23 protein-coding genes are annotated in these 18299 nt (G+C 61.5%); 11 read left to right on the top strand and 12 right to left on the bottom strand.

Going from position 1 to position 18299, the window contains the following annotated elements; genetic code table 11:
* The first annotated feature begins 11 nt into the window (after nt 1-11).
* Complete coding sequence (locus RIF72_RS05650) at nt 12-878, top strand: Ku protein (RefSeq protein ID WP_309073876.1); 867 nt, start codon at nt 12-14, stop codon at nt 876-878.
* Nucleotides 879-957: 79 nt separating this feature from the next.
* Here RIF72_RS05650 and RIF72_RS05645 read toward each other — a convergent pair whose 3' ends face one another.
* Nucleotides 958-1224, bottom strand: a complete 267-nt coding sequence (locus tag RIF72_RS05645) for a Rho termination factor N-terminal domain-containing protein (RefSeq protein WP_309073875.1) — start codon at nt 1222-1224, stop codon at nt 958-960.
* 106 nt (nt 1225-1330) lie between these two features.
* Nucleotides 1331-1855 (bottom strand): DUF6328 family protein, encoded by a 525-nt coding sequence (locus RIF72_RS05640; protein ID WP_309073874.1) that lies wholly within the window; start codon nt 1853-1855, stop codon nt 1331-1333.
* A gap of 117 nt (nt 1856-1972) precedes the next feature.
* Between RIF72_RS05640 and RIF72_RS05635 the strand changes: the two genes are divergently transcribed.
* Nucleotides 1973-2197 (top strand): hypothetical protein, encoded by a 225-nt coding sequence (locus tag RIF72_RS05635; RefSeq protein WP_309073873.1) that lies wholly within the window; start codon nt 1973-1975, stop codon nt 2195-2197.
* 108 nt (nt 2198-2305) lie between these two features.
* Here RIF72_RS05635 and RIF72_RS05630 read toward each other — a convergent pair whose 3' ends face one another.
* On the bottom strand, nt 2306-2476 hold the full coding sequence (locus RIF72_RS05630; RefSeq protein ID WP_017197102.1) for a hypothetical protein: 171 nt from the start codon (nt 2474-2476) through the stop codon (nt 2306-2308).
* 309 nt (nt 2477-2785) lie between these two features.
* Between RIF72_RS05630 and RIF72_RS05625 the strand changes: the two genes are divergently transcribed.
* Nucleotides 2786-3265 (top strand): Dps family protein, encoded by a 480-nt coding sequence (locus RIF72_RS05625; RefSeq protein WP_017197103.1) that lies wholly within the window; start codon nt 2786-2788, stop codon nt 3263-3265.
* A 41-nt stretch (nt 3266-3306) separates the two neighbouring features.
* The gene (locus tag RIF72_RS05620; RefSeq protein ID WP_309073872.1) at nt 3307-4266 is read left to right on the top strand and encodes a DNA topoisomerase IB; all 960 of its coding nucleotides are present in this window, start codon (nt 3307-3309) and stop codon (nt 4264-4266) included.
* 70 nt (nt 4267-4336) lie between these two features.
* On the opposite strand, the gene RIF72_RS05615 is transcribed toward RIF72_RS05620, so the two are convergent.
* From RIF72_RS05615 to RIF72_RS05595, 5 genes are all read right to left on the bottom strand, one after another.
* Nucleotides 4337-4612, bottom strand: coding sequence for an HPr family phosphocarrier protein (locus RIF72_RS05615; RefSeq protein WP_054809227.1), 276 nt, complete (start codon nt 4610-4612; stop codon nt 4337-4339).
* Between the two features lie 70 nt (nt 4613-4682).
* The gene (locus RIF72_RS05610; RefSeq protein ID WP_309073871.1) at nt 4683-6710 is read right to left on the bottom strand and encodes a fructose-specific PTS transporter subunit EIIC; all 2028 of its coding nucleotides are present in this window, start codon (nt 6708-6710) and stop codon (nt 4683-4685) included.
* Nucleotides 6707-7699, bottom strand: a complete 993-nt coding sequence (locus RIF72_RS05605) for a hexose kinase (protein ID WP_309073870.1) — start codon at nt 7697-7699, stop codon at nt 6707-6709. The genes RIF72_RS05610 and RIF72_RS05605 overlap by 4 nt, the downstream gene beginning before the upstream one ends.
* Nucleotides 7696-8487, bottom strand: coding sequence for a DeoR/GlpR family DNA-binding transcription regulator (locus tag RIF72_RS05600; protein ID WP_309073869.1), 792 nt, complete (start codon nt 8485-8487; stop codon nt 7696-7698). The genes RIF72_RS05605 and RIF72_RS05600 overlap by 4 nt, the downstream gene beginning before the upstream one ends.
* 725 nt (nt 8488-9212) lie before the next feature.
* On the bottom strand, nt 9213-9545 hold the full coding sequence (locus tag RIF72_RS05595) for a hypothetical protein (RefSeq protein WP_309073868.1): 333 nt from the start codon (nt 9543-9545) through the stop codon (nt 9213-9215).
* Nucleotides 9546-9821: 276 nt separating this feature from the next.
* On the opposite strand from RIF72_RS05595, the gene RIF72_RS05590 reads away from it, so the two are divergent.
* From RIF72_RS05590 to RIF72_RS05580, 3 genes are all read left to right on the top strand, one after another.
* Nucleotides 9822-10595 carry a GAF and ANTAR domain-containing protein gene (locus tag RIF72_RS05590; RefSeq protein ID WP_309073867.1) on the top strand — a complete coding sequence of 258 codons (774 nt, stop codon included), beginning with the start codon at nt 9822-9824 and terminating at the stop codon, nt 10593-10595.
* Between the two features lie 348 nt (nt 10596-10943).
* Nucleotides 10944-11273, top strand: coding sequence for a hypothetical protein (locus tag RIF72_RS05585; RefSeq protein WP_309073866.1), 330 nt, complete (start codon nt 10944-10946; stop codon nt 11271-11273).
* Nucleotides 11274-11311: 38 nt separating this feature from the next.
* Entirely contained in the window at nt 11312-12448 is a 1137-nt protein-coding gene (locus RIF72_RS05580) for a glutamate--cysteine ligase (RefSeq protein WP_309073865.1), read from the top strand.
* A 3-nt stretch (nt 12449-12451) separates the two neighbouring features.
* On the opposite strand, the gene RIF72_RS05575 is transcribed toward RIF72_RS05580, so the two are convergent.
* Complete coding sequence (locus RIF72_RS05575; protein ID WP_011773069.1) at nt 12452-12853, bottom strand: VOC family protein; 402 nt, start codon at nt 12851-12853, stop codon at nt 12452-12454.
* 19 nt (nt 12854-12872) lie between these two features.
* A complete protein-coding gene (locus tag RIF72_RS05570; protein WP_309073864.1) occupies nt 12873-13313 on the bottom strand; it encodes a helix-turn-helix transcriptional regulator in 441 nt (146 codons plus the stop codon).
* Between the two features lie 26 nt (nt 13314-13339).
* Here RIF72_RS05570 and RIF72_RS05565 point away from each other — a divergent pair, with 26 nt between their 5' ends.
* From RIF72_RS05565 to RIF72_RS05550, 4 genes are all read left to right on the top strand, one after another.
* Nucleotides 13340-13957, top strand: coding sequence for a phospholipase (locus tag RIF72_RS05565; RefSeq protein WP_309073863.1), 618 nt, complete (start codon nt 13340-13342; stop codon nt 13955-13957).
* A gap of 186 nt (nt 13958-14143) precedes the next feature.
* Entirely contained in the window at nt 14144-14491 is a 348-nt protein-coding gene (locus RIF72_RS05560; RefSeq protein ID WP_309073862.1) for a hypothetical protein, read from the top strand.
* A 91-nt stretch (nt 14492-14582) separates the two neighbouring features.
* Nucleotides 14583-15314, top strand: a complete 732-nt coding sequence (locus RIF72_RS05555; protein WP_309073861.1) for an HAD-IA family hydrolase — start codon at nt 14583-14585, stop codon at nt 15312-15314.
* 30 nt (nt 15315-15344) lie between these two features.
* Complete coding sequence (locus tag RIF72_RS05550) at nt 15345-17699, top strand: glycosyl hydrolase family 65 protein (RefSeq protein ID WP_309073860.1); 2355 nt, start codon at nt 15345-15347, stop codon at nt 17697-17699.
* 22 nt (nt 17700-17721) lie between these two features.
* Here the strand turns inward: RIF72_RS05550 and RIF72_RS05545 are convergent, their stop codons facing one another.
* Both RIF72_RS05545 and RIF72_RS05540 read right to left on the bottom strand, forming a co-directional pair.
* The gene (locus RIF72_RS05545) at nt 17722-17913 is read right to left on the bottom strand and encodes a hypothetical protein (RefSeq protein WP_309073859.1); all 192 of its coding nucleotides are present in this window, start codon (nt 17911-17913) and stop codon (nt 17722-17724) included.
* Nucleotides 17914-18192: a hypothetical protein gene (locus RIF72_RS05540; protein WP_309073858.1), complete on the bottom strand. Its 279-nt coding sequence runs from the start codon at nt 18190-18192 to the stop codon at nt 17914-17916. It abuts the gene before it with no gap.
* Nucleotides 18193-18299 lie beyond the last annotated feature (107 nt).

Below are 18299 nucleotides of genomic sequence, written 5' to 3'. Positions count from 1 at the left end.
TGACTGGGTGCATGAGGGCCATATGGAAGGGATCTATCGCGTTCGGTCTGGTCAACGTACCAGTGAAGCTCTACAGTGCCACGGAGGATCACGATATAGGCCTGCACCAAGTCCACAATAAGGACGGCGGGCGCATTCGGTACCAGCGGAAATGCGAAATTTGCGGCGAAGTTGTGGCGTACGAGGATATCGACAAGGCCTACGAAGAGGAAGGCCGCACGGTGGTCCTGACGTCGGCCGAATTGAAGTCGTTGCCGGAAGAAAATAGCCGCGAAATCGAGGTGGTGGAGTTTATCCCCGCTGAGCAACTGGACCCGATCATGTACGAACGCAGCTATTTCCTGGAACCGGACTCCAAATCGCCAAAGGCATACATGTTGCTTCGGCAGACGCTTGAGGACACGGACAGGATCGCGATCGTCCAGTACGCACTGAGACAGAAGACGCGTTTGGGGGCTCTGCGGGTGCGTGGAGACGTTCTGTTGCTGCAGGCCCTGCTGTGGGGAGACGAGGTCCGCGAGGCCAAGTTCCCGTCGTTGGAGACCGACATCAAGATCTCGGACAAGGAACTGGAAATGTCCTCCGCCTTGGTGGAATCCATGGCGCACGACTTTGATCCCGATGAATACACCGACGACTATCAAGCGCAGCTCCGAACGCTGATTGAGGCCAAACTGGAAAAGGGCGAAGCCTTGGATACCGAGGCCACGTTCGGTGCGACGGAAGGCGAAGGCGAGGGCGGGGACGTCATCGACCTCATGGAAGCCCTCAAGCGCAGCCTGGACAAGAAACGCGGCAAGGAAAAAGCGGACGACGACGCCGCTGCCGCCAGCAAAACTACCAGCAAACCAAAGGCGCGGGCCAAGAAAAAGGCGTGAACCGGCGTCGTGATTTTACCCATTGGAGGTTTGTGAAAGCAGCGGCCGTCCTGATTTACGGCCGCTGCTTTCATGGCTGTCAATGATTTCGCAGCATGGAGATGAGCTCGGATTTTTTCTTATCCGAGTAGCCCTTTAACCCAAGTTCTTTGGCGCGTGACTTTAACTTGTCCATGGTCCAGTCATCGTAGTCACCGGACTTTCCGCCCTTGCTCCCTACTTCCTTTCGGCCTTTGGCAGCGGCAGCGTTTGAGACGCGGGCAGCCTTCTCCTTGGAAGCGCCATCCTCGCGGAGTTCTTCATAAAGTTTGGGGTCCTTCAAACTAGAGTTTTTCTTTCCTGGCATGATGCGTTCCTTTCTCTGAATTGGCTAGGCGCCTGTCTCGTAGTGTGACGGGCTGGCTTGTTGTCTTTACTGGACGTGTCCTGGTGCTTGGCGGGTTTTAGCATGCTTACACCTCTCTTGCATTTCCCCCATTGCCGTTGCCGTTCCGGATGGCGCGGCGGTGCAGCCACAGCGGAGTACCCACCACGAGGAGGAGCAGGACCAGAATGATGAAACTGGCGGCGACAATCCCTGCGGTCCGGCCGGCGGTGAAGTCGAATACCAAGGTGGCGGAGCCGAGGATCAGGAGGGCCACCCCGCCTAGCGCCCACTTAGTCACGAAGTCGGCGGTGGAGACGAGTGTGGCCTTGAGCCCCCTGCGGAACAAACGGCGATGCACGCTGACGGGAAGGACGATGAGGACGGTGGTCAGGGCTGCCACCATCACGTTAAAGAGGTAGAGGCTCCGTTGCCAGTCGTCCAGCTCTACGAAGCGCTCTTGAAACGGCAGGGTTAGGAGGAACCCGCCCAGAATTTGGACGCCGGTCTGGAGTACCCGCAATTCCTGGATCAGTTCCATCCAGTTGCGGTCCATGCGCTCCTCGAGGGATTCATTGCGACCGGTTCTGGGAGCCTGTTCCGGCTCTACCATCTGTGCACCTCCATTGTGGTTCTGGTGGACGACGACCATGCGCGGGACTACGGTCGAACTGTCAGCATTCCTCGATCTTTTCTATCGGGGCCTCATCGGAATTCCAAGGAGGAAGCAATGAACCAGGACGAACACCGCGTAGACCCGGGGAGCGAACCCGGCGGCTACGGTACCCCTACCCCTGAGCAGGAAATGCCTGGCCAGGGTGATGAACGCGAGACGCCGGAGCGGCCGGCCCAGGGAGTCCCTGACACCCTTGGTGACGAATTCCCCACACCCCGGGACCCTGATGCGGCCCCGCCACCTTCGGCGACCGGTGAAGGCGCCGACGGCGACGGGTGATGCCGGAGGGCTGCTCCCAACGCACTTGCAGTGGTGGGAACAGCCCTCGCGGTCCGTAAGTGCCTAGTGCTTACCCGCTAAATCCGGGTGGGGTATGTCCGGTTCTGGTTAAACCGTGTGTCCCCTGCGACCCGACATGAAGCTCAGCAGCCAGCCGATGGCCGCAATGACGAGGAGGATGACGCCTACCCACAGCAACCAACTCAGGGCTTCGGTGAAGCCGCCTACCAAGAGAAGAACAATTGCTACTACACCAGCAATGATCAGAAGCGTATTCATGGTCAGCACGTTCCTTTCTGGGGGAATCTTTGATGAATCGCCGATTCCCAACTATGCATTCCGATTTACTTCGATTGAGTTATGCCGGTACTTGGAGGCGTTCCACGGCCTCAAAGTGCCTTTTCGTGTATCACGTACCGGCCTTCGCCATGTGGTGAAGTTCGCCGGTCGTGAACAGTAACACTCCTCATTGTACTACTAAGCATCCTTATGAAAGGCTTATTGCAGTCGTCACTTGATGATTGGGCAGTGGCCGCAGACATTCTGCGGCGCGTTTTTGGCTCACATGAACGTCCATGAGAGGAACACATGAAAGCGTCACAGCAGCTTGCAGACAACCTTCAAATCGTCCTGACCGACCTCATCGAGCTTCAGCTCCAAGGGAAGCAGGCGCACTGGAACATTGTGGGACCGAACTTCCGCGATCTCCATCTCCAGTTGGACGAGCTGGTCCTCGCCACGCGCCAGTTCGCCGACGACACCGCTGAGCGTATGCGTGCGCTCCATGCCCTGCCCGACGGGCGCAGCGCAACCATCGCCAAGGGCACGCGCCTGGAGGAATTTCCGGCAGGCCTGGTAAACACCAAGAACGCGGTCAAGCTGGTCACTGAGCGCGTGGAGCGTGCTGTCCAGACCATGCGCGACGTCCATGACGAAGTGGACGAGGAAGACCCCACGACGGCGGACCTGCTTCACGCGTTCATCTCCCGCCTTGAGCAGTTGGTGTGGATGATTAACGCCGAAATCATGAATGCCGGCGCTGCAGTGACGGATCCGGACGAGGCCTAGCCGTTACCGGCCCGGTTGATCACGAGTAGGGCGGAAGAACCGTGCCCAGGCTTAAGCGCAGTGACCTGTCCAAGCCAGGCATCGTCCGTCGCAAGGTAGGAAAAGGGTTCAGTTACAGGCATCCCGACGGGAGCCTGGTCAGCAAAGAGGATCGCCAGCGCATTAATGCGCTGGCGATCCCGCCTGCGTGGACCGATGTGTGGATCAGCCCCTACGAGCACGGCCATATTTTGGCCACCGGTGTTGATGGCGCAGGGCGCAGCCAGTACATCTACCATCCTCGGTGGCGCGAACGGAAGGACACCGAGAAGTTCCTTCGAGCGGCCAAACTGGGCCTGGTCCTGCCGGCAATCCGACGAAACGTCACCGTCCACCTGCAGGACACAGACAACCCCCGGCAACAGACCCTCGCTGCTGCAGTGCGACTCGTGGACCTGGGTGCGCTTCGCGTTGGCTCCGAGGTCTACATGAAGCAGAACGGCTCTTACGGGCTCACCACGCTTCGATGCCGCCACGCCAGGGTGGAAGGGCAGGACGTCTTCCTGAAGTTCCCCGGGAAGAGCGGCCAGTTGTGGGACACATCCATCCACGACCCCGGGCTGGCAGCCTTCCTTGAGCCCCTCGCGCAGCGGCCCGGCAAAGAGCGGTTGTTGGCATACCAAGCCAACGGCTCCTGGGTGTCCGTGGACGCATCCATGATCAATGAGTACTTGCGTGGTATCGCCGGCGAAGCCTACACATCCAAGGATTTCCGAACGTGGAAGGGCACTGCTGCTGCGGCGCTTTGCCTGATTAAGTCAGGCCATAAGGGCACTCCCCGCCAAGCGATTGTGCGGGCCATCAAGGAAGCTTCGGAGTTGCTGGGCAACACACCGTCCGTGGCCCGTTCTTCCTACGTCGATCCGAGGATCATCGAGGCCTACCTAGCGGGCAAACTGGAGGAAGTGAAGCCCACGGAAGCAGCCGTTGCTGCCTTCCTGAACGGCGACAGACACAGATAGAGCCTGCCGACACCCTTATCCGGGTGTCGGCAGGCTCTATCTGTGTCGCTGAGGGGTTTGCGTATCCCTGTTACGCGTCGTGGTCCGTTTCGAGGATTTTCACCAGGCTGTCCAGGGCCGCATCTGCACCTTCACCTTCGGCACGCAGCACCACAACGTCGCCGTGCGAGGCGCCCAGACTCATCAGGGACAGAATGCTGGCGGCGTCCATGGCGTCGTCCGCCGGCTCGCCCTGGCGTGCGATGGTGACGTCGAGATCCAGGTCTCCGGCTGCTTCGGCGAAAATCGCTGCCGGGCGGGCGTGGAGGCCGACACGGCTTGCAATGGTGGCTGTACGTTCTGGCATTGGTACTCCTCTTTGTGAAGGGTGGCTGTGGTGAGGGGTTGCTTTGTGGGAAGTCTAGACCGTGGTGGCTCTAGACGCTGGCAGTAGCAGGAACGGCTTCCGTTTCGACCGGCTTCTTGACTGCAAAGCGCTTGAGGGCGATAACGGCCAGGGCGCTGACCACCATGCCGGCGACGATGGCGATGATGAACATCGGCAGGTTACCGATGGCGAAGAACACGAACAGGCCGCCGTGGGGAGCCTGCGAGGTGACCCCGGTAGCCATGCAGAGGGCGCCTGTCAGGGCGCCACCCGCCATGCTGGCCGGGATGACGCGCAGGGGGTCTGCTGCGGCAAAGGGGATAGCGCCTTCGGAAATGAAGGATGCGCCCAGCAGCCAGGCGGCCTTGCCGTTTTCGCGTTCCGCAAGGCTGAAGAGCTTCTTATTCAGGACTGTTGCAAGAGCCATGGCCAGCGGCGGAACCATACCCGCAGCCATCACGGTGCCCATGATCAGCCAGGGTGCCTGGTTGTCGGCGCTGCCGGCGCTCAGACCGGCCACTGCGAAGGCGTAGGCAACCTTGTTGACGGGGCCGCCAAGGTCGAAGCACATCATGAGGCCGAGGATGATGCCGAGAACCACTGCGGAAGCGCCGCTCATGCCGGTCAGCCAGTTGTTCAGAGCTACGGTAAGGCCGGCAATGGGACCGCCGAGAACCAGGAACATCAGGCCCGAGGCGACGATGGAGGCAAGCAGCGGGATGATGACAACAGGCATCAGGCCACGAAGCCAGCGCGGTACCTGCCACGTCCCGATCAGGTGCGCGACGTAGCCGGCCAAGAGACCGCCTACGATGCCGCCGAGGAATCCGGCACCCATGAACCCTGATACGGCGCCGGCAACGAAGCCCGGTGCGATACCTGGGCGGTCGGCGATGGCGTAGGCGATGTAGCCAGCCAAGGCAGGGACCAGGAAGCCCATGGACAGGGCCCCAATCTTGAACAAGACTGCACCGAGGTAAATGGCAAGCCCACCTTCAGGCAGGTTGCCGAAGTTGTTCTCCAGCACCACCCTGTCGGCCACCTCAGTGATGTCGTAACCGCCCAGCAGGAAGCCCAAGGCAATCAACAGGCCGCCACCGGCTACGAAAGGAATCATGTAGCTGACGCCGGTCAGGAGTGCGCGCTTCAGCTTCTGGCCGATGTGCTCGCCCTTCTCCTCCTCCGCACGCTCAGCCTGCTCTTCAGCGCCGGCGTGGGGAACGCGGCGGGCCCGGGGGTCGTCGGCGGCCGCAAGTGCTTCCTGGACCATCTTGGTGGGTTCGTCAATGCCACGCTTGACCGGTGCGTTGATAACCGGCTTGCCCGCGAAACGTTCCTTGCCCCGGACATCCACGTCGACGGCAAAGATCACTGCGTCAGCTGCTGCGATCACTGCCGGGTCCAGGGGCTTTGCACCAGAGGAACCCTGGGTTTCGACCTGAAGGTCCACACCCATTTCCTTGGCAGCGGCAACCAACGAGTCGGCAGCCATGTAGGTGTGCGCAATTCCAGTGGGGCAAGCGGTCACGGCCACGATGCGCTTGGGTCCAGCCGATGCGCCGGATCCGATGGGAGCGGGTGCTTCGGCAGGGGCAGCGAAACTGCCTGCAGGTGCTGCAGCCGGCTTGTCGGCCAGTGCACCGTCGACAAGGTCCACAATGTCCTGCTCCGTGGCTGCCGCACGCAGGGCCGCCGTGAAGTCCTTTTTGATCAGCGAACGGGCCAGCTTGGAGAGCAGCTTCAAGTGCTCCTGGTCCGCGCCGTCCGGGGCTGCGATGAAGAAGATGAGGTCAGCGGGGCCGTCCTTGGCACCGAAATCCACTTTGTGGGACAGGCGCGCCATGGCCAGGGCAGGCTCCTGGACGGCAGCGGAGCGGCAGTGCGGAATAGCGATGCCGCCGGGAACGCCGGTTGCGGTCTTTTGCTCGCGGGCGTAGGCATCGGCGAAGAGGCCTTCAACCTCGGAAGCGCGGCCGGTGGCTGCAACTTTGCCAGCCAGGACGCGGATGACGTCGGCAGGGGAGTCGCCCAGGTTCTGGTCGAGGGTGACCAATTGGGGTGTGATCAGCTGGGTCACTGTGAGTCCTTCTGGAGGGCCGTGATGGTTACGGCATTGGGGGTTGTCTGGTGGACTGCCGGGACAGTGGAGCCCGGCAGCGAAGCAGCAGCGGCACCATGTGCCACGGCTTGACGAAGGCAGTCCTGCGAAGAGCCGCCTTGGGTTGCAGCCAACAAATAGCCGGCCAATGAAGAGTCCCCGGCGCCCACCGTGCTGACGGCTTTGATGGGCGGATGCGTGGCGAACCATGCTCCCTCAGCCGTCACCAGGACTGCTCCCTTGGACCCGAGTGTTGCAAGAACGGCACCTACACCGCTGGCGACGACGGCGGCTGCAGCTTCAGCGGCTTTGGCCGGATCCGCTTCCAGTTCGTCTGCAGTGGAGACGTTGGTAAAGCCGGCGGCGGCGGCAAGCTCTGCGAGCTCTTCCGCGTTCGGCTTGAGGAGGTCCGGCTTTCCTGCGGCATCGCCCACCAAGGCGGCCGCGAGCGGCGCCCCGGAGGAGTCAATGGCGATGTTTGGGGCGGCCGTTCCGTCCGCGTTCGACCGGAGTCGACGAGTGATGGTGGCGTAGAAATCCGCGGGCACTCCTGGTGGGAGTGAACCTGCGAGAACCACCCAGCTGGCGCCACGGGAGCGTTCCAGAAGCAGCCCGATCAGGGCTTCCTGCTGTTCACCGCTCAACTCCGGGCCGGGTTCGTTGATCTTGGTGGTGACACCGTCCGGTTCGGTGAGCGTGACGTTGCTGCGCAACGCCTGGCCGATGGGCAGCGCCGCGAACGGTACGCCGCCGTCGTGCAGCCCTGAAAGTACAGGATCCGAATCGGCGCCCGGAAGGACTGCCAGGGTGTCCAGGCCAGAGGCAACCAGCGCACGTGAGACGTTGACGCCCTTTCCGCCGGATTCCTGGTGGACGGCCACCGCACGTTGAACTTCACCGCGGGCCAAGGCGCCGGGAAGCTCTACCGTGCGGTCCAGGCTGGGGTTGGCGGTCAAAGTGATGATCATGCGATCACCACGTCGACCCCGGCGTCGGCCAAGGCTGCTGTGAGTTCCGCGGACGGTTCGCTGTCTGTAATCAAAGTGTCAACATCCTTCAGGGTGGCGAACTGGACCAGGGTTTCGGCGTCCAGCTTGGATGAGTCGGCCAGGGCCACCACGCGGCGGGCTGACGTGACGAAAGCGGCTTTCACCGCGGCTTCTTCGGGATCCGGGGTGCTGAGCCCGAAAGTTGCGTGGATGCCGTTGGCGCCAACGAAGGCAATATCCGGGCGAAGTTTGTGAGCTGCCTCCACCGTTGACTGCCCGACGGCGGCCTGCGTCAGTCCGCGGACACGCCCGCCCAGGATTTGGAGTGCTATGCCTTGCGTGGAGGAGAGCTTGCCGGCGATGGGAATGGCGTGCGTGATGACCACGAGCTCATCACTTCCGTTGGCCGGTGGCGTGCGCTGGGCCAGTAGGTCGGCGAGGGTTTCCGTAGTGGAACCCGCGTCCAACAGGATACTTCCCGTGGTGAGTTGCGGGATCAGGGCAAGTGCTGCGTTGGCGATGCGCAGTTTTTCCACCTGCCGCTGGATGGCGCGCTCGAGGATGCTCTCCTCGCGTGTGCTCAGGAGGTCAGAGGGAACGGCGCCGCCATGAACGCGCCTCAGGTTCCCGGAAACCTCGAGGGCCGCGAGGTCGCGGCGGATTGTCTCAGTGGTGATGCTGAAACGGTCGGCAAGGTCAGTGACGCTCACCCGTCCGCGCTCTGCGACGAGTGCGGAGATCAGTTGCTGGCGTTCTTCGGCGAACACTTACCCTCCATTGCGGTCAAGCTGCTTATGTTGCAGCCACATCAGTGACTGCTGTCACAACGATGTGGAATTGCTTGACTCTATCTTTGTTTGTGTTGGTAAGTCAATAGAAATCAACATAAACACAGATGATGAGGTGGAGAAAGCGGACGACGGAAGACCTCCAGGCATACGAAAAGGGCATGCCGCGCTCCCTGTAGCGCGGCATGCCCTCGTTCGGATCCCAACTGGGGGATATATGGGATCCGGTCTGTGGAGTGAACCTGCCTGGGTGCCCGGCCTGCGTGGGCTACGTCAAAGGCGCGGGAGGTTCTCCCGGCCTTGGTGGCGAAGGCACGGCAGGCCCGGGTGTGGGATCCGGCACGGGTGCCGGCCCTGGTTCCGGCAACGGAACGGGCTCAGGAGTGGGCCCTGGCTCGCGGGTGGGATCAGGATGTGATGGGTCCGGCGGGAATTCACTCATGATCACGCGCTTTGCCGGCGGGTGGAGTGCTGCGGCCGAAGGTTTCCCGGAACGGTAGAGGGATACCTGCTGGAATCCCATCCCGAGCCCGGGTAGTCGATGGGGAGGTTGTCCGGATCCGGCGGATCCGGAAGGCGGCGCTTGCTGGCTTGCACCAGCTTTCCACCTGTGGTCGAAGGATCTTTTCGTTGCGATTCTGCGTGCATGCTATCCCTCCCGGTAGCTCCGGAATTGTTGGTGTAGTTCATCATTGACCCCAACCTCAATCCGGGATTTCCATGCGGAAGCCGCAGTGGCACCCGAGGATGCGTGTATTGATAAGTACCTCGTACATCCGCAGCTGCGCTCCGGGAGTCAGCACCAGAGGTGCCTGGACCCTGCGAAGTTCGCAGCTCTTGGTTTTCATCGGTTCACCGCAGTGGAGGTACTGACCGCCGAACTGCAGCACGCCTTGGGGAATGCCGGGGCGGTTCAGGACCGCGGCCACGCGTCGCACGGACGCGACATGTTGGTAGGAGTACCTGCAAACGTTGCACTCGTAGACCACTTCCACCATGTTGGGCGCGGGTGGGTAGTGCGACTGAATCGAGTTCACCAGAAGGTGCTGGTCCGTATTGCAGCGAGAGCACCAAAGCGGTTCATCTGGTGGTTGATGTGCTTCGTCCGGGACTCTGGACGCTGGCTGAGCCGGCATGGGTCTGTACCTCTGCATCAAAAAATGCGGGGCGCCCGTCTGCATGAGCTGGAAAGCCTGAGTCCTGTGATGTGGACTATAGGTCGATTGTGCACATAGGTGCACGCCAGATGCAAGGATTCTGTTTCCATTGCCGGGCGGGTGACGAGTTGGGCTTGGGCGACAGTAAAATGAGGCATGGACGAAATAAACGTTGATTTCGCGGCGCCGGATGCTGTCTCCGCGCCCGACGATGTTTCGGTGCCCGAGCAGTTGCAGGACCTGGTGATAGACAGCGAAGATGTGGGCGGGTTTCTGCATGAGCTCGCGGTTTTTTCGGCTTCTGCCGTGTCCCAGGCTGTTGGCATGGATGTGCTCTGCGGCATCACTCTCAGCCGGCGCCGCCGCACTGCCACGGTAGCTGGAAACACCCATGAAGCCAGGCTGATCGATGAAGTTCAGCAGGCGTACGGTGATGGTCCTTGCCTGGAGGCGATGCGCAGCCATGGGACCCAGCATGTTCCTGACACCTCAATCGAGGAAAGGTGGTCGGAATACTGCAGCGTCATCGCCGAGCGAGGGCATCTTTCGGCGCTCTGCGTGCCTCTGGAACTGGATGAAGGAGCCACGGCAGCCCTGAACTTCTTCGCGCCGCAAGCCCACGCATTTGATGACGCCACCATCCGTAATTGCGAACTGTACGCAAGCCAGGCCGAGCGCTCGCTGCGGCTTGCTGTACGGATTGGTGTGAAGCAGCAGCACGCTGACGATCTGCAGGAAGCCATGCAGACTCGTACGGTGATCGACCTGGCCAGTGGAATCATCATGGGTCAAAACCGCTGTACGCAGGAAGAAGCGTTTCAAATCCTCAAGAAGGCATCGAGTACCCGAAACCAGAAACTGCGGGATGTCGCGGAGACCCTCGTCAAGAGCGTGGCCAAGGAAGCTCCCGTGGCCCACTTCGAAGCATAAAAGCCCGCGCACAAAGGGTAGGCGGCAACCCCCTCACTTGTGACGGGCGCCACTAGTGAACTACATTCATACATGGGTTAAGCAGATAGCCCTTGGAGCCTCATGAGTTGGAGCCATCCCGTATGGTCCAAAAACTGCACCTTTTAGCCGTGGCCCCTTTCGGCCGGCTCACAGCGTGTCTCCATGCAGGCTCCGTGAAGGAACAAAAGGAGAATGGCAATGACGCTTGGATCCCCGATTCCCGCCCCTAAGCCTGCACAGGGGCGGGCGCCTGCAACTGTTGATACTGGAGTACGTCCGTGGTGCACCGTTTGCAATACTGATTCATACATATTCGTAGAGACGGTTGTGGAAGCAACACCGACCCAGTCGGAGATCGTCGAAGTCAGCTACACCTGTAGCGAATGCGATACGTTTTACGCCCACGCAGTCCGTCTGGACGCCTTGGTACCCGCCATCCAGAGTGAATTTCTTTCCACTTCCGCAGCGGGTCTTTGGTTCAGCTGCACCCATTGCGGTGATCCCATGACCTTGGGACGCCCCACGGAACGCGTCATCGAGGCACCCCGGACCACTGACGATTCGGAGAGTCCCAGCCTCCTTGAGGTGTACCTGCAGACGCAGGTGCTCCACTGCCGCTGCGGTTTCCAAATGGAGGTCCCCCGCCACGTTGGATAACCGCCGCCTTTAAATAACTCATCATGGGGAGGGTGGCTATGCGCACGTTTGGTGTGGAGGAGGAACTCCTGATTGCCGATCCCGTGGACGGCATGCCCTTGGCATTGGCAGCCGACATCCTGGATGTGGCCTCCGCAGAGGGGCAGGACCCAAACCCCAACGAACCCTCGCTGAAGTCGGAGTTCAAACAGGAACAGATCGAAGTCAACTCGCAGCCCTGCCGGACCGCCAGGGAACTTGGGACCGAGATCCGGGCCGGTCGGGCGTTGGCCGACTCCGCTGCCCGGGTTGTCGGGGCGCGGGTTGCCGCGCTGGCCACCCCGCCGGTCTTCCATGCCACACCCACCACGGGCAATCAGCGCTACGCAACCATGGGCACGGAATTTGGCTTGATTTCCCGTGAGCAACTCACCTGCGGCTTCCACGTCCACGTGTCCATTGAGTCGCCGGAGGAGGGCGTTGCAGTCCTGGACCGGATGCGCCATTGGTTGCCGGTCCTCTTGGCGCTCAGCGCCAACTCCCCGTACTGGATGGGCGCTGACACAGGGTTCGCCAGTTACCGCACGCAGATTTGGAACAGATGGCCCACCGCGGGTCCCATGGATGTTTTCGGCACGGCGGACGGCTACCGGGCAGTGCTTTCAGAGCTGCTCGGCACCGGAGTACCGCTGGACGAGGGCATGATCTACTTCGACGCCCGCCTGTCCAGGGGACACCCGACGGTGGAACTTCGGATTGCCGACGTCTGTCTCTACGCCGAAGACGCCCTCACCATTGCGGTCCTCGCACGTGCCCTTGTGGAAACGTCGGCAAGCGAATGGCGCAAGGGGGAACCGCCGTCGAGCACTTTGACGCCGGTGATCCGCATGGCCAACTGGAAAGCAAGCCGTTTCGGCGTCAACGACCAGTTGCTGCACCCGCTGGAGCAGGCGCCATTTGCTGCCGCTGATGTGGCCGGCGCCCTGCTCCGGCACATCCGCCGTGCCCTGACCGAGTCAGGGGACCTCGCTCTCGCGCGGTCCGGAGTGGCGAACATCCTTCGGCGCGGAACGGGCGAGCGACTGCAGCGGCAAGCATATAGCCGGCGGTTGCGGCTGTCCGACGTCGTAACAGCCGCAATCACCTCCACGCATCAGGACGGCGAACGGTCGGATGCCGGCTTGATTAGTCTCTGACAGTTAGCCCTGATTGATACGGATCATGTTGCCCGAGGGGTCGCGGAAGGCGCAGTCGCGCGGGCCCCACGGCTGGTCGATGGGTTCCTGGAGTACCTCCGCGCCGGATGCGCGTAGCTTTTCGAAAGTGGCGTCGAGATCATCCGTGGTGAACACAAGCATGGGCATGACGCCCTTGGTGAGGAGTTCCTGGATGGCGTCGCCGTCTGCCTGTGAGCGGCCGGCGTGCGGCGGCGAAAGGACCAGCTCAAGATCAGGTTGGGCGTCGCTGCCGATGGTTACCCAGCGCTGTCCGTCGGAGCCTACGTCGTTCCGAACGTCAAAACCCAAGGCGTCCCGGTAGAAGGCGAGCGACTCATCAACATCGTTGACTGTGACGTGTGCGTACTTCAATGAAATGTTCATGAATCACACGCTATTGCCGTTATGACGCTGATGCTTCTTCAATCCTGCTCAGATTTTTATTCCCGGTTCTTTCAGGACGTGTGTGCTGCTTCGCGATGCAGTTGGGCATGGCCTTCACCGCGTGGTGCTCCCGGGCGCGGTATTCGCTGGGGTTGATGCCCACGACCTCCGTGAAGCGGCTACTGAACGACCCCAGGGAGGTACAGCCCACCTCCATGCAGGCGTCGGTAACGCTTGCTCCCGCCCGGAGCAGGGCCATGGCGCGTTCGATCCGTCTTGTCATGAGGTAGTTGTAAGGTGATTCGCCGTAGGCGGCCTTGAATTGGCGGGAGAAATGCGCGGGGGACATCAGTGCGCCGGCTGCCATGGTGGGCACGTCCAGGGGACGCGCGTATTCGCGATCGATGAAGTCGCGGGCGCGCCGCAGATGGGCCAGGTTGGCCAGGTCCTGCGGAGTCATGGGCACAGTCTACTAGGCTCGTCCCCATGGAATCAGTGGTGTGGTCGAAGCCCGAAAACCAGCGCAAGGGCACGCCGTTGCTGGTGATGATGCACGGGTATGGCACCAGCGAGCAGCGTATGGTTGACCTATTTCCGCACCTTCCCGGCGAGTTCACTTGCGCGGCACTTCGCGGCCCCAAGATCATTGGTGACCACTACGGCTGGTTCCTGCTGGATTACTTCCTGACCAACGACTTCGCCGACGTCATTGCGTCCACCAACTCCGTGTTCAACTGGATCAACTCCGTCAAGGACCACCACAGCAGCGTCAGCTTGCTGGGCTATTCGCAGGGTATGGCCATGGCCAGCACGCTCCTCCGTCTGCGGCCCAACGTCTTTAAGGCAACCGTCGGCCTGTCCGGGTTCGTCCTGGACAACGATCTCCTGGCACTGAGTGAGTCCTTCGATGCTCCGCCACCCTTCTTCTGGGGGCGGGACAAGGCTGATCCCGTGATCAATGAATACGCCATAGCCCACACCGAGGAGTGGTTGAACGCCAACGTGGCACTGACGGCGCGGACCTATCCGGGGATGGGACATAGGATCGAACCTCCCGAATTGGTGGATGTGAGCGCGTTCCTGAAGTACTACGTCCTGGGTTAAGCCCCAAGGATTAGAAGGCATCCAGGCCTCGGAATCAAGCATTCCGCGAGATTCGCGTCACAATATCGGATTCGACTGCACTCTATTGAATGACAAAATTGTAAGCGCTTACACTTTTGGCTGTGTCCCCGTCCGGGCTCACGACAAGGCGTCAGACGAGGATGGAAAGGGTTAAGGCCGTCTTTCATGGTTAGGACTCAGAACCTCCGCACCAAGTCCAGCGTGGGCATGCGAAATGTTCCGTGGGACAATATAGGTATCGATGACGAACACGCAGCCTGGCAGGCTACCCAACACCTGCTGGGGCTGGGCCATTGGGACTTGGCCGTCCTCTCGAGCAATGAACACTCCGTTGTGACCGAGACTCCACGGTTCCGTGGCTTCAAGCGTGCGCTGGATGATCACCTCCAAGAACCTGTCCGTGATCGGCCTGGGCGATCCCCCATGAGCTGGTTCCTTGGCCTGAGCACCGTGGCGCAACCGTCGCCGACCAACGTGCCTTCGCAGCGAATCTGTTGTGTGAACGCCCGCTGAATACTGAAAACCCCCATCAACCCTCCAACCACCTGCTCGATACCAAGCTCATCGAACGCAAGACCACGCGCCACAAGCGCTGAACGGAACAATGCACATGACTGATCTTCGTAACGCCTGGACTGGCGCCTCAGCGATGTTGTTCGACCTCGACGGCGTGCTGACGCCCACTGCCGTGGTGCATGAGCAGGCGTGGCAGGAACTTTTCGACGGCTACCTGGCCGCAACGGGCCACCCCCAGGGCTACCAGGAGAGCGACTACTTCGATCACATCGATGGCAAGCCTCGCTTCGACGGCGTCCGTGATTTCCTGACATCCCGCGGCATTACGCTGCCCGAAGGCCCGGTTCATGACCACCCGGACAACGAGACCGTGCAGGGCCTGGGCAACCGCAAGAACGCGATTTTCAACGAGATCGTGAACTCCCGCGGCGTTGAGCCGTATGAGGGCTCGGTCAAGTTCATCAACGCCGCAGTGGAACTGGGTCTCAAGGTGGCGGTGGTGTCCTCCTCGAGAAACGCGCCTGCGGTTCTGAAGGCCGCCGGGCTCGACCACCACTTTGAGGTGGTCGTCGACGGTCAGGTTGCTGCCGGCGTCGGACTTCCCGGCAAGCCGGACCCGGCCACCTACGTCTATGGAGCAAGCCTGCTGGGCGTGCCTGTGGAGGAATGCATCGTGGTTGAGGACGCAGTGTCAGGCGTCCAGGCCGGCGCGGGTGCACCCTTTTACGCCGTAATCGGCGTGGACCGCGGGGCAGGCCGAAAAACCTTGCTCGACGCCGGCGCCACGCTGGTGGTGGACGACCTCAACGATCTTCTCTGACCCTACTTTTTCGAAGGACTTCAACAGCCCATGGCACTCATCAGCTCCGATCGGCTTCGCTTCCCCTGCGAGCCCTGGAAGCTCGTGGAGAATATCCACGTCCCCGGTGACGAGGGAACGCTGGAGACGCTGTTCGCGCTTGGCAACGGCCACCTTGGTATTCGTGGCTCGCATTCAACGGCCGGGGACGGCGAACTTCCTGGCACGTTCGTCAACGGCTTCCATGAGATTTGGGACATCAAGCACGCCGAGAATGCTTATGGTTTTGCCCGGACCGGCCAGCGGATTGTCTATGTGCCGGACGCGAACAACTTCACCGTCTCTATTGACGGCGAGGCCCTGAGCCTGGCCGAATCCACGGTGCTGGACTATCGCCGAAGCGTGGACTTTTCCACAGGCGTCTACGAGGAAAGCATCACCTGGGCCTGCCGTTCGGGCGCTACCGTCACCACGGTGGAGCGTCGCGCTGTAGGCTTCGACTCCCGCGGGTGTCTGGGCCTGGAACTGTCGCTGACAGCTGACCGCGACGTATCCGCGGACATCACCTCCGGCGTCGTCAACCGCCAGGACCAACCTGTTGAGGACCACTCGGTCCACGACCCCCGTCGCTCGGGCCGGCACGCTGGCCGGGTCCTGCTGCCGCTGCACCTCCAAGGCGCGGACGGCTCGCTTCGGCTGGCATGGGAAACGTCCGAGTCCCGCCAGCGCGTCGCCATGGCCGTGGACCATTGGATTTCGGCTGAAGGCCAGCCGTTCGAGACCTTGGTGGCGGAGGACGAATCGTCCGTCCGCTACGTTTTGGCCATTCACGACGGCGACACTTTCCGTTTGGAGAAGTCGGTCAGTTACGTGGTTGCCGGCTCCTCCGACGCTGAAGACCGTGGTGAAAGCCTTACGGCCGAAGCCGAAGCGAACCTGGTGTCCTTCTCAGACATCCTGGCCCAGAGCAAGGCCCACTACGACGAATACTGGACCACGGCGGACATCTCAATCGGAGGTCAGCCAGAGATGCAGCAGGCCGTGCGGTGGGGGTTGTTCCAGCTGGCGCAGGCCACTGCCCGGGCGGGAGTTGCGGGTATTCCGGCAAAGGGGGTAAGTGGTTCCGGCTACGAGGGCCACTACTTCTGGGACCAGGAGGTCTACCTCCTGCCATACCTGACCTACACCAATCCTTGCGGTGCACGGAAGGTGCTGGAGTCCCGGCATGCGATGCTGCCGGATGCGCGCGTCCGAGCCAAGGAACTCAGCGTGGACGGTGCTCTTTTCCCGTGGCGGACCATCAACGGCCTCGAAGCCAGCGCCTACTACGCAGCCGGTACTGCCCAGTTCCACATTGCCGCGGCCATCGCCTTCGCAGCCAACCGATACCAGTGGGCCAGCGGCGATGACACCTTCAGCGGCGAACTCGGTGCCGACCTGCTGATTGAGACAGCACGAATGTGGGCCTCGCTGGGCTTCTTCGGCAAGGACGGAATGTTCCACATCCACGGCGTCACCGGCCCGGATGAGTACACGGCGGTGGTTAACGACAACTTGTACACCAACGTCATGGCGCGCTTCAATCTGCGGGCAGCCGCCGCGCTGGAGCATGAAGGGATTGCCGAAACCGAGCGCATGGTGTGGCGGCAGGCGGCCGAGCGGATGTCGCTACCCTACGACCCTCACCTGGAGGTCTTCAGCCAGGACAACGACTTCATGACGCTGGAGCCGTGGGACTGGAACACACCCAAGTCCAAGTACCCGTTGCTGCTGAACTTCCACCCTTTGGTGATCTACCGGCACCAGGTCCTCAAGCAGGCTGACACCGTGCTGGCCATGTTCCTGCAGTGGCAGGATTTCACGGCCGAGGAAAAGCAGCGCGCTTTCGACTTCTACGATCCCATCACCACCGGCGACTCCACCCTATCCGCCTGTGTGCAGGGCATCATGGCGGCCGAGGTTGGGTACGGAGACGTTGCACTGAAGCACTTCACCGAGGCACTGTTCATTGACCTCGACAACTCCCATGGCAACACCATCGACGGCGTCCACATCGCCTCCACTGGCGGCATCTGGAGCTCCTTGGTGTGCGGTTTCGCAGGAATGCGGGACCAGGGCGAGGTGCTGCGCTTTGATCCTCGCCTGCCCTCGGAGTGGGACGGCCTGTCCTTCCGGCTCAAAGTGCAGGGACGCCTGCTGGCCGTGGATCTGTCACAGGGTTCCATTGCCCTGACGCTCGTATCCGGGCCGGATTACAGTGACGAGCCGCTGCGGATTGATGTGCGGGGTTACGACGTCACTGTTGGCGCGGAATCCGTGACTCTGCCGCTGGACACCGTACCCGTCCCGCCGCCGTCGATCTTCCCCAGCGTCTTCCCGACGGCGGGCCTTCCGATCATCCGCTAAGTCGCCGGTGCCGCGGCGCTGCTCAGGATGCCCGCGACGTGTGGTCCTCTATCAGGCCACTCGCCGCGATCTCCCGTAACGAGTAGATGGCCTTGGCTGCCGAGTCCTTGTCGTTGAAACAGATGGAGAGAGCGAGTTCCGTCCCGTCGCCATCGACGAGTCGAACCCGGCAATCACCTCCGGATTCTTCGAACAACTCAAAGTGGCCAGCCATCTATGCGGCGCCCCGTTCCGGGACGCCTGCGGGTGCCTTTGCCCCGGGTGTCCCTTGCGGAGCTGCGGCGTTTTGACGCCGTTCCAACTCGCAGTTGATCAGTTCCAACAGCGCTTGCGCCGGCTCTGACAGGTGGTGCGTGTCGGGGGAGCCCAGCTGGTCGCAGTGCAGGAGCACGTGGCGGATCCGTTCCAGTTCGCGTGATGGCACTAAAGGCCAGCGGTGAAACAACTGCCTGACGGCTATTGCTCCAAGAAGGGCATCGGGTTTGTTGGACACGCCATGGCTTCCATGGTTTGCGGCTGCTCTTCGTCGAGCAACGCTGGCCGCTGAAGGTGCGACCCCATGGGCCAGAAGAATCTCTGACTTGAGGGAATTGGGGGCCA

It is taken from the genome of Paenarthrobacter sp. (genome assembly GCF_031180005.1).
Lineage (GTDB): Bacteria > Actinomycetota > Actinomycetes > Actinomycetales > Micrococcaceae > Arthrobacter.
Note: the sequence above shows the minus strand (reverse complement) of the source record. Positions and strands in the feature narration are given on the sequence as shown.

Bases quoted from the DNA above. Each gene is read 5' to 3' on its own strand.
- RIF72_RS05650 (WP_309073876.1), top strand. From the start codon at position 12: ATGAGGGCCATATGGAAGGGATCTATCGCGTTCGGTCTGGTCAACGTA.
- RIF72_RS05645 (WP_309073875.1), bottom strand. From the start codon at position 1,224: ATGCCAGGAAAGAAAAACTCTAGTTTGAAGGACCCCAAACTTTATGAA.
- RIF72_RS05640 (WP_309073874.1), bottom strand. From the start codon at position 1,855: ATGGTAGAGCCGGAACAGGCTCCCAGAACCGGTCGCAATGAATCCCTC.
- RIF72_RS05635 (WP_309073873.1), top strand. From the start codon at position 1,973: ATGAACCAGGACGAACACCGCGTAGACCCGGGGAGCGAACCCGGCGGC.
- RIF72_RS05630 (WP_017197102.1), bottom strand. From the start codon at position 2,476: ATGAATACGCTTCTGATCATTGCTGGTGTAGTAGCAATTGTTCTTCTC.
- RIF72_RS05625 (WP_017197103.1), top strand. From the start codon at position 2,786: ATGAAAGCGTCACAGCAGCTTGCAGACAACCTTCAAATCGTCCTGACC.
- RIF72_RS05615 (WP_054809227.1), bottom strand. From the start codon at position 4,612: ATGCCAGAACGTACAGCCACCATTGCAAGCCGTGTCGGCCTCCACGCC.
- RIF72_RS05605 (WP_309073870.1), bottom strand. From the start codon at position 7,699: ATGATCATCACTTTGACCGCCAACCCCAGCCTGGACCGCACGGTAGAG.
- RIF72_RS05590 (WP_309073867.1), top strand. From the start codon at position 9,822: ATGGACGAAATAAACGTTGATTTCGCGGCGCCGGATGCTGTCTCCGCG.
- RIF72_RS05580 (WP_309073865.1), top strand. From the start codon at position 11,312: ATGCGCACGTTTGGTGTGGAGGAGGAACTCCTGATTGCCGATCCCGTG.
- RIF72_RS05575 (WP_011773069.1), bottom strand. From the start codon at position 12,853: ATGAACATTTCATTGAAGTACGCACACGTCACAGTCAACGATGTTGAT.
- RIF72_RS05570 (WP_309073864.1), bottom strand. From the start codon at position 13,313: ATGACTCCGCAGGACCTGGCCAACCTGGCCCATCTGCGGCGCGCCCGC.
- RIF72_RS05565 (WP_309073863.1), top strand. From the start codon at position 13,340: ATGGAATCAGTGGTGTGGTCGAAGCCCGAAAACCAGCGCAAGGGCACG.
- RIF72_RS05560 (WP_309073862.1), top strand. From the start codon at position 14,144: ATGGTTAGGACTCAGAACCTCCGCACCAAGTCCAGCGTGGGCATGCGA.
- RIF72_RS05555 (WP_309073861.1), top strand. From the start codon at position 14,583: ATGCACATGACTGATCTTCGTAACGCCTGGACTGGCGCCTCAGCGATG.
- RIF72_RS05550 (WP_309073860.1), top strand. From the start codon at position 15,345: ATGGCACTCATCAGCTCCGATCGGCTTCGCTTCCCCTGCGAGCCCTGG.
- RIF72_RS05545 (WP_309073859.1), bottom strand. From the start codon at position 17,913: ATGGCTGGCCACTTTGAGTTGTTCGAAGAATCCGGAGGTGATTGCCGG.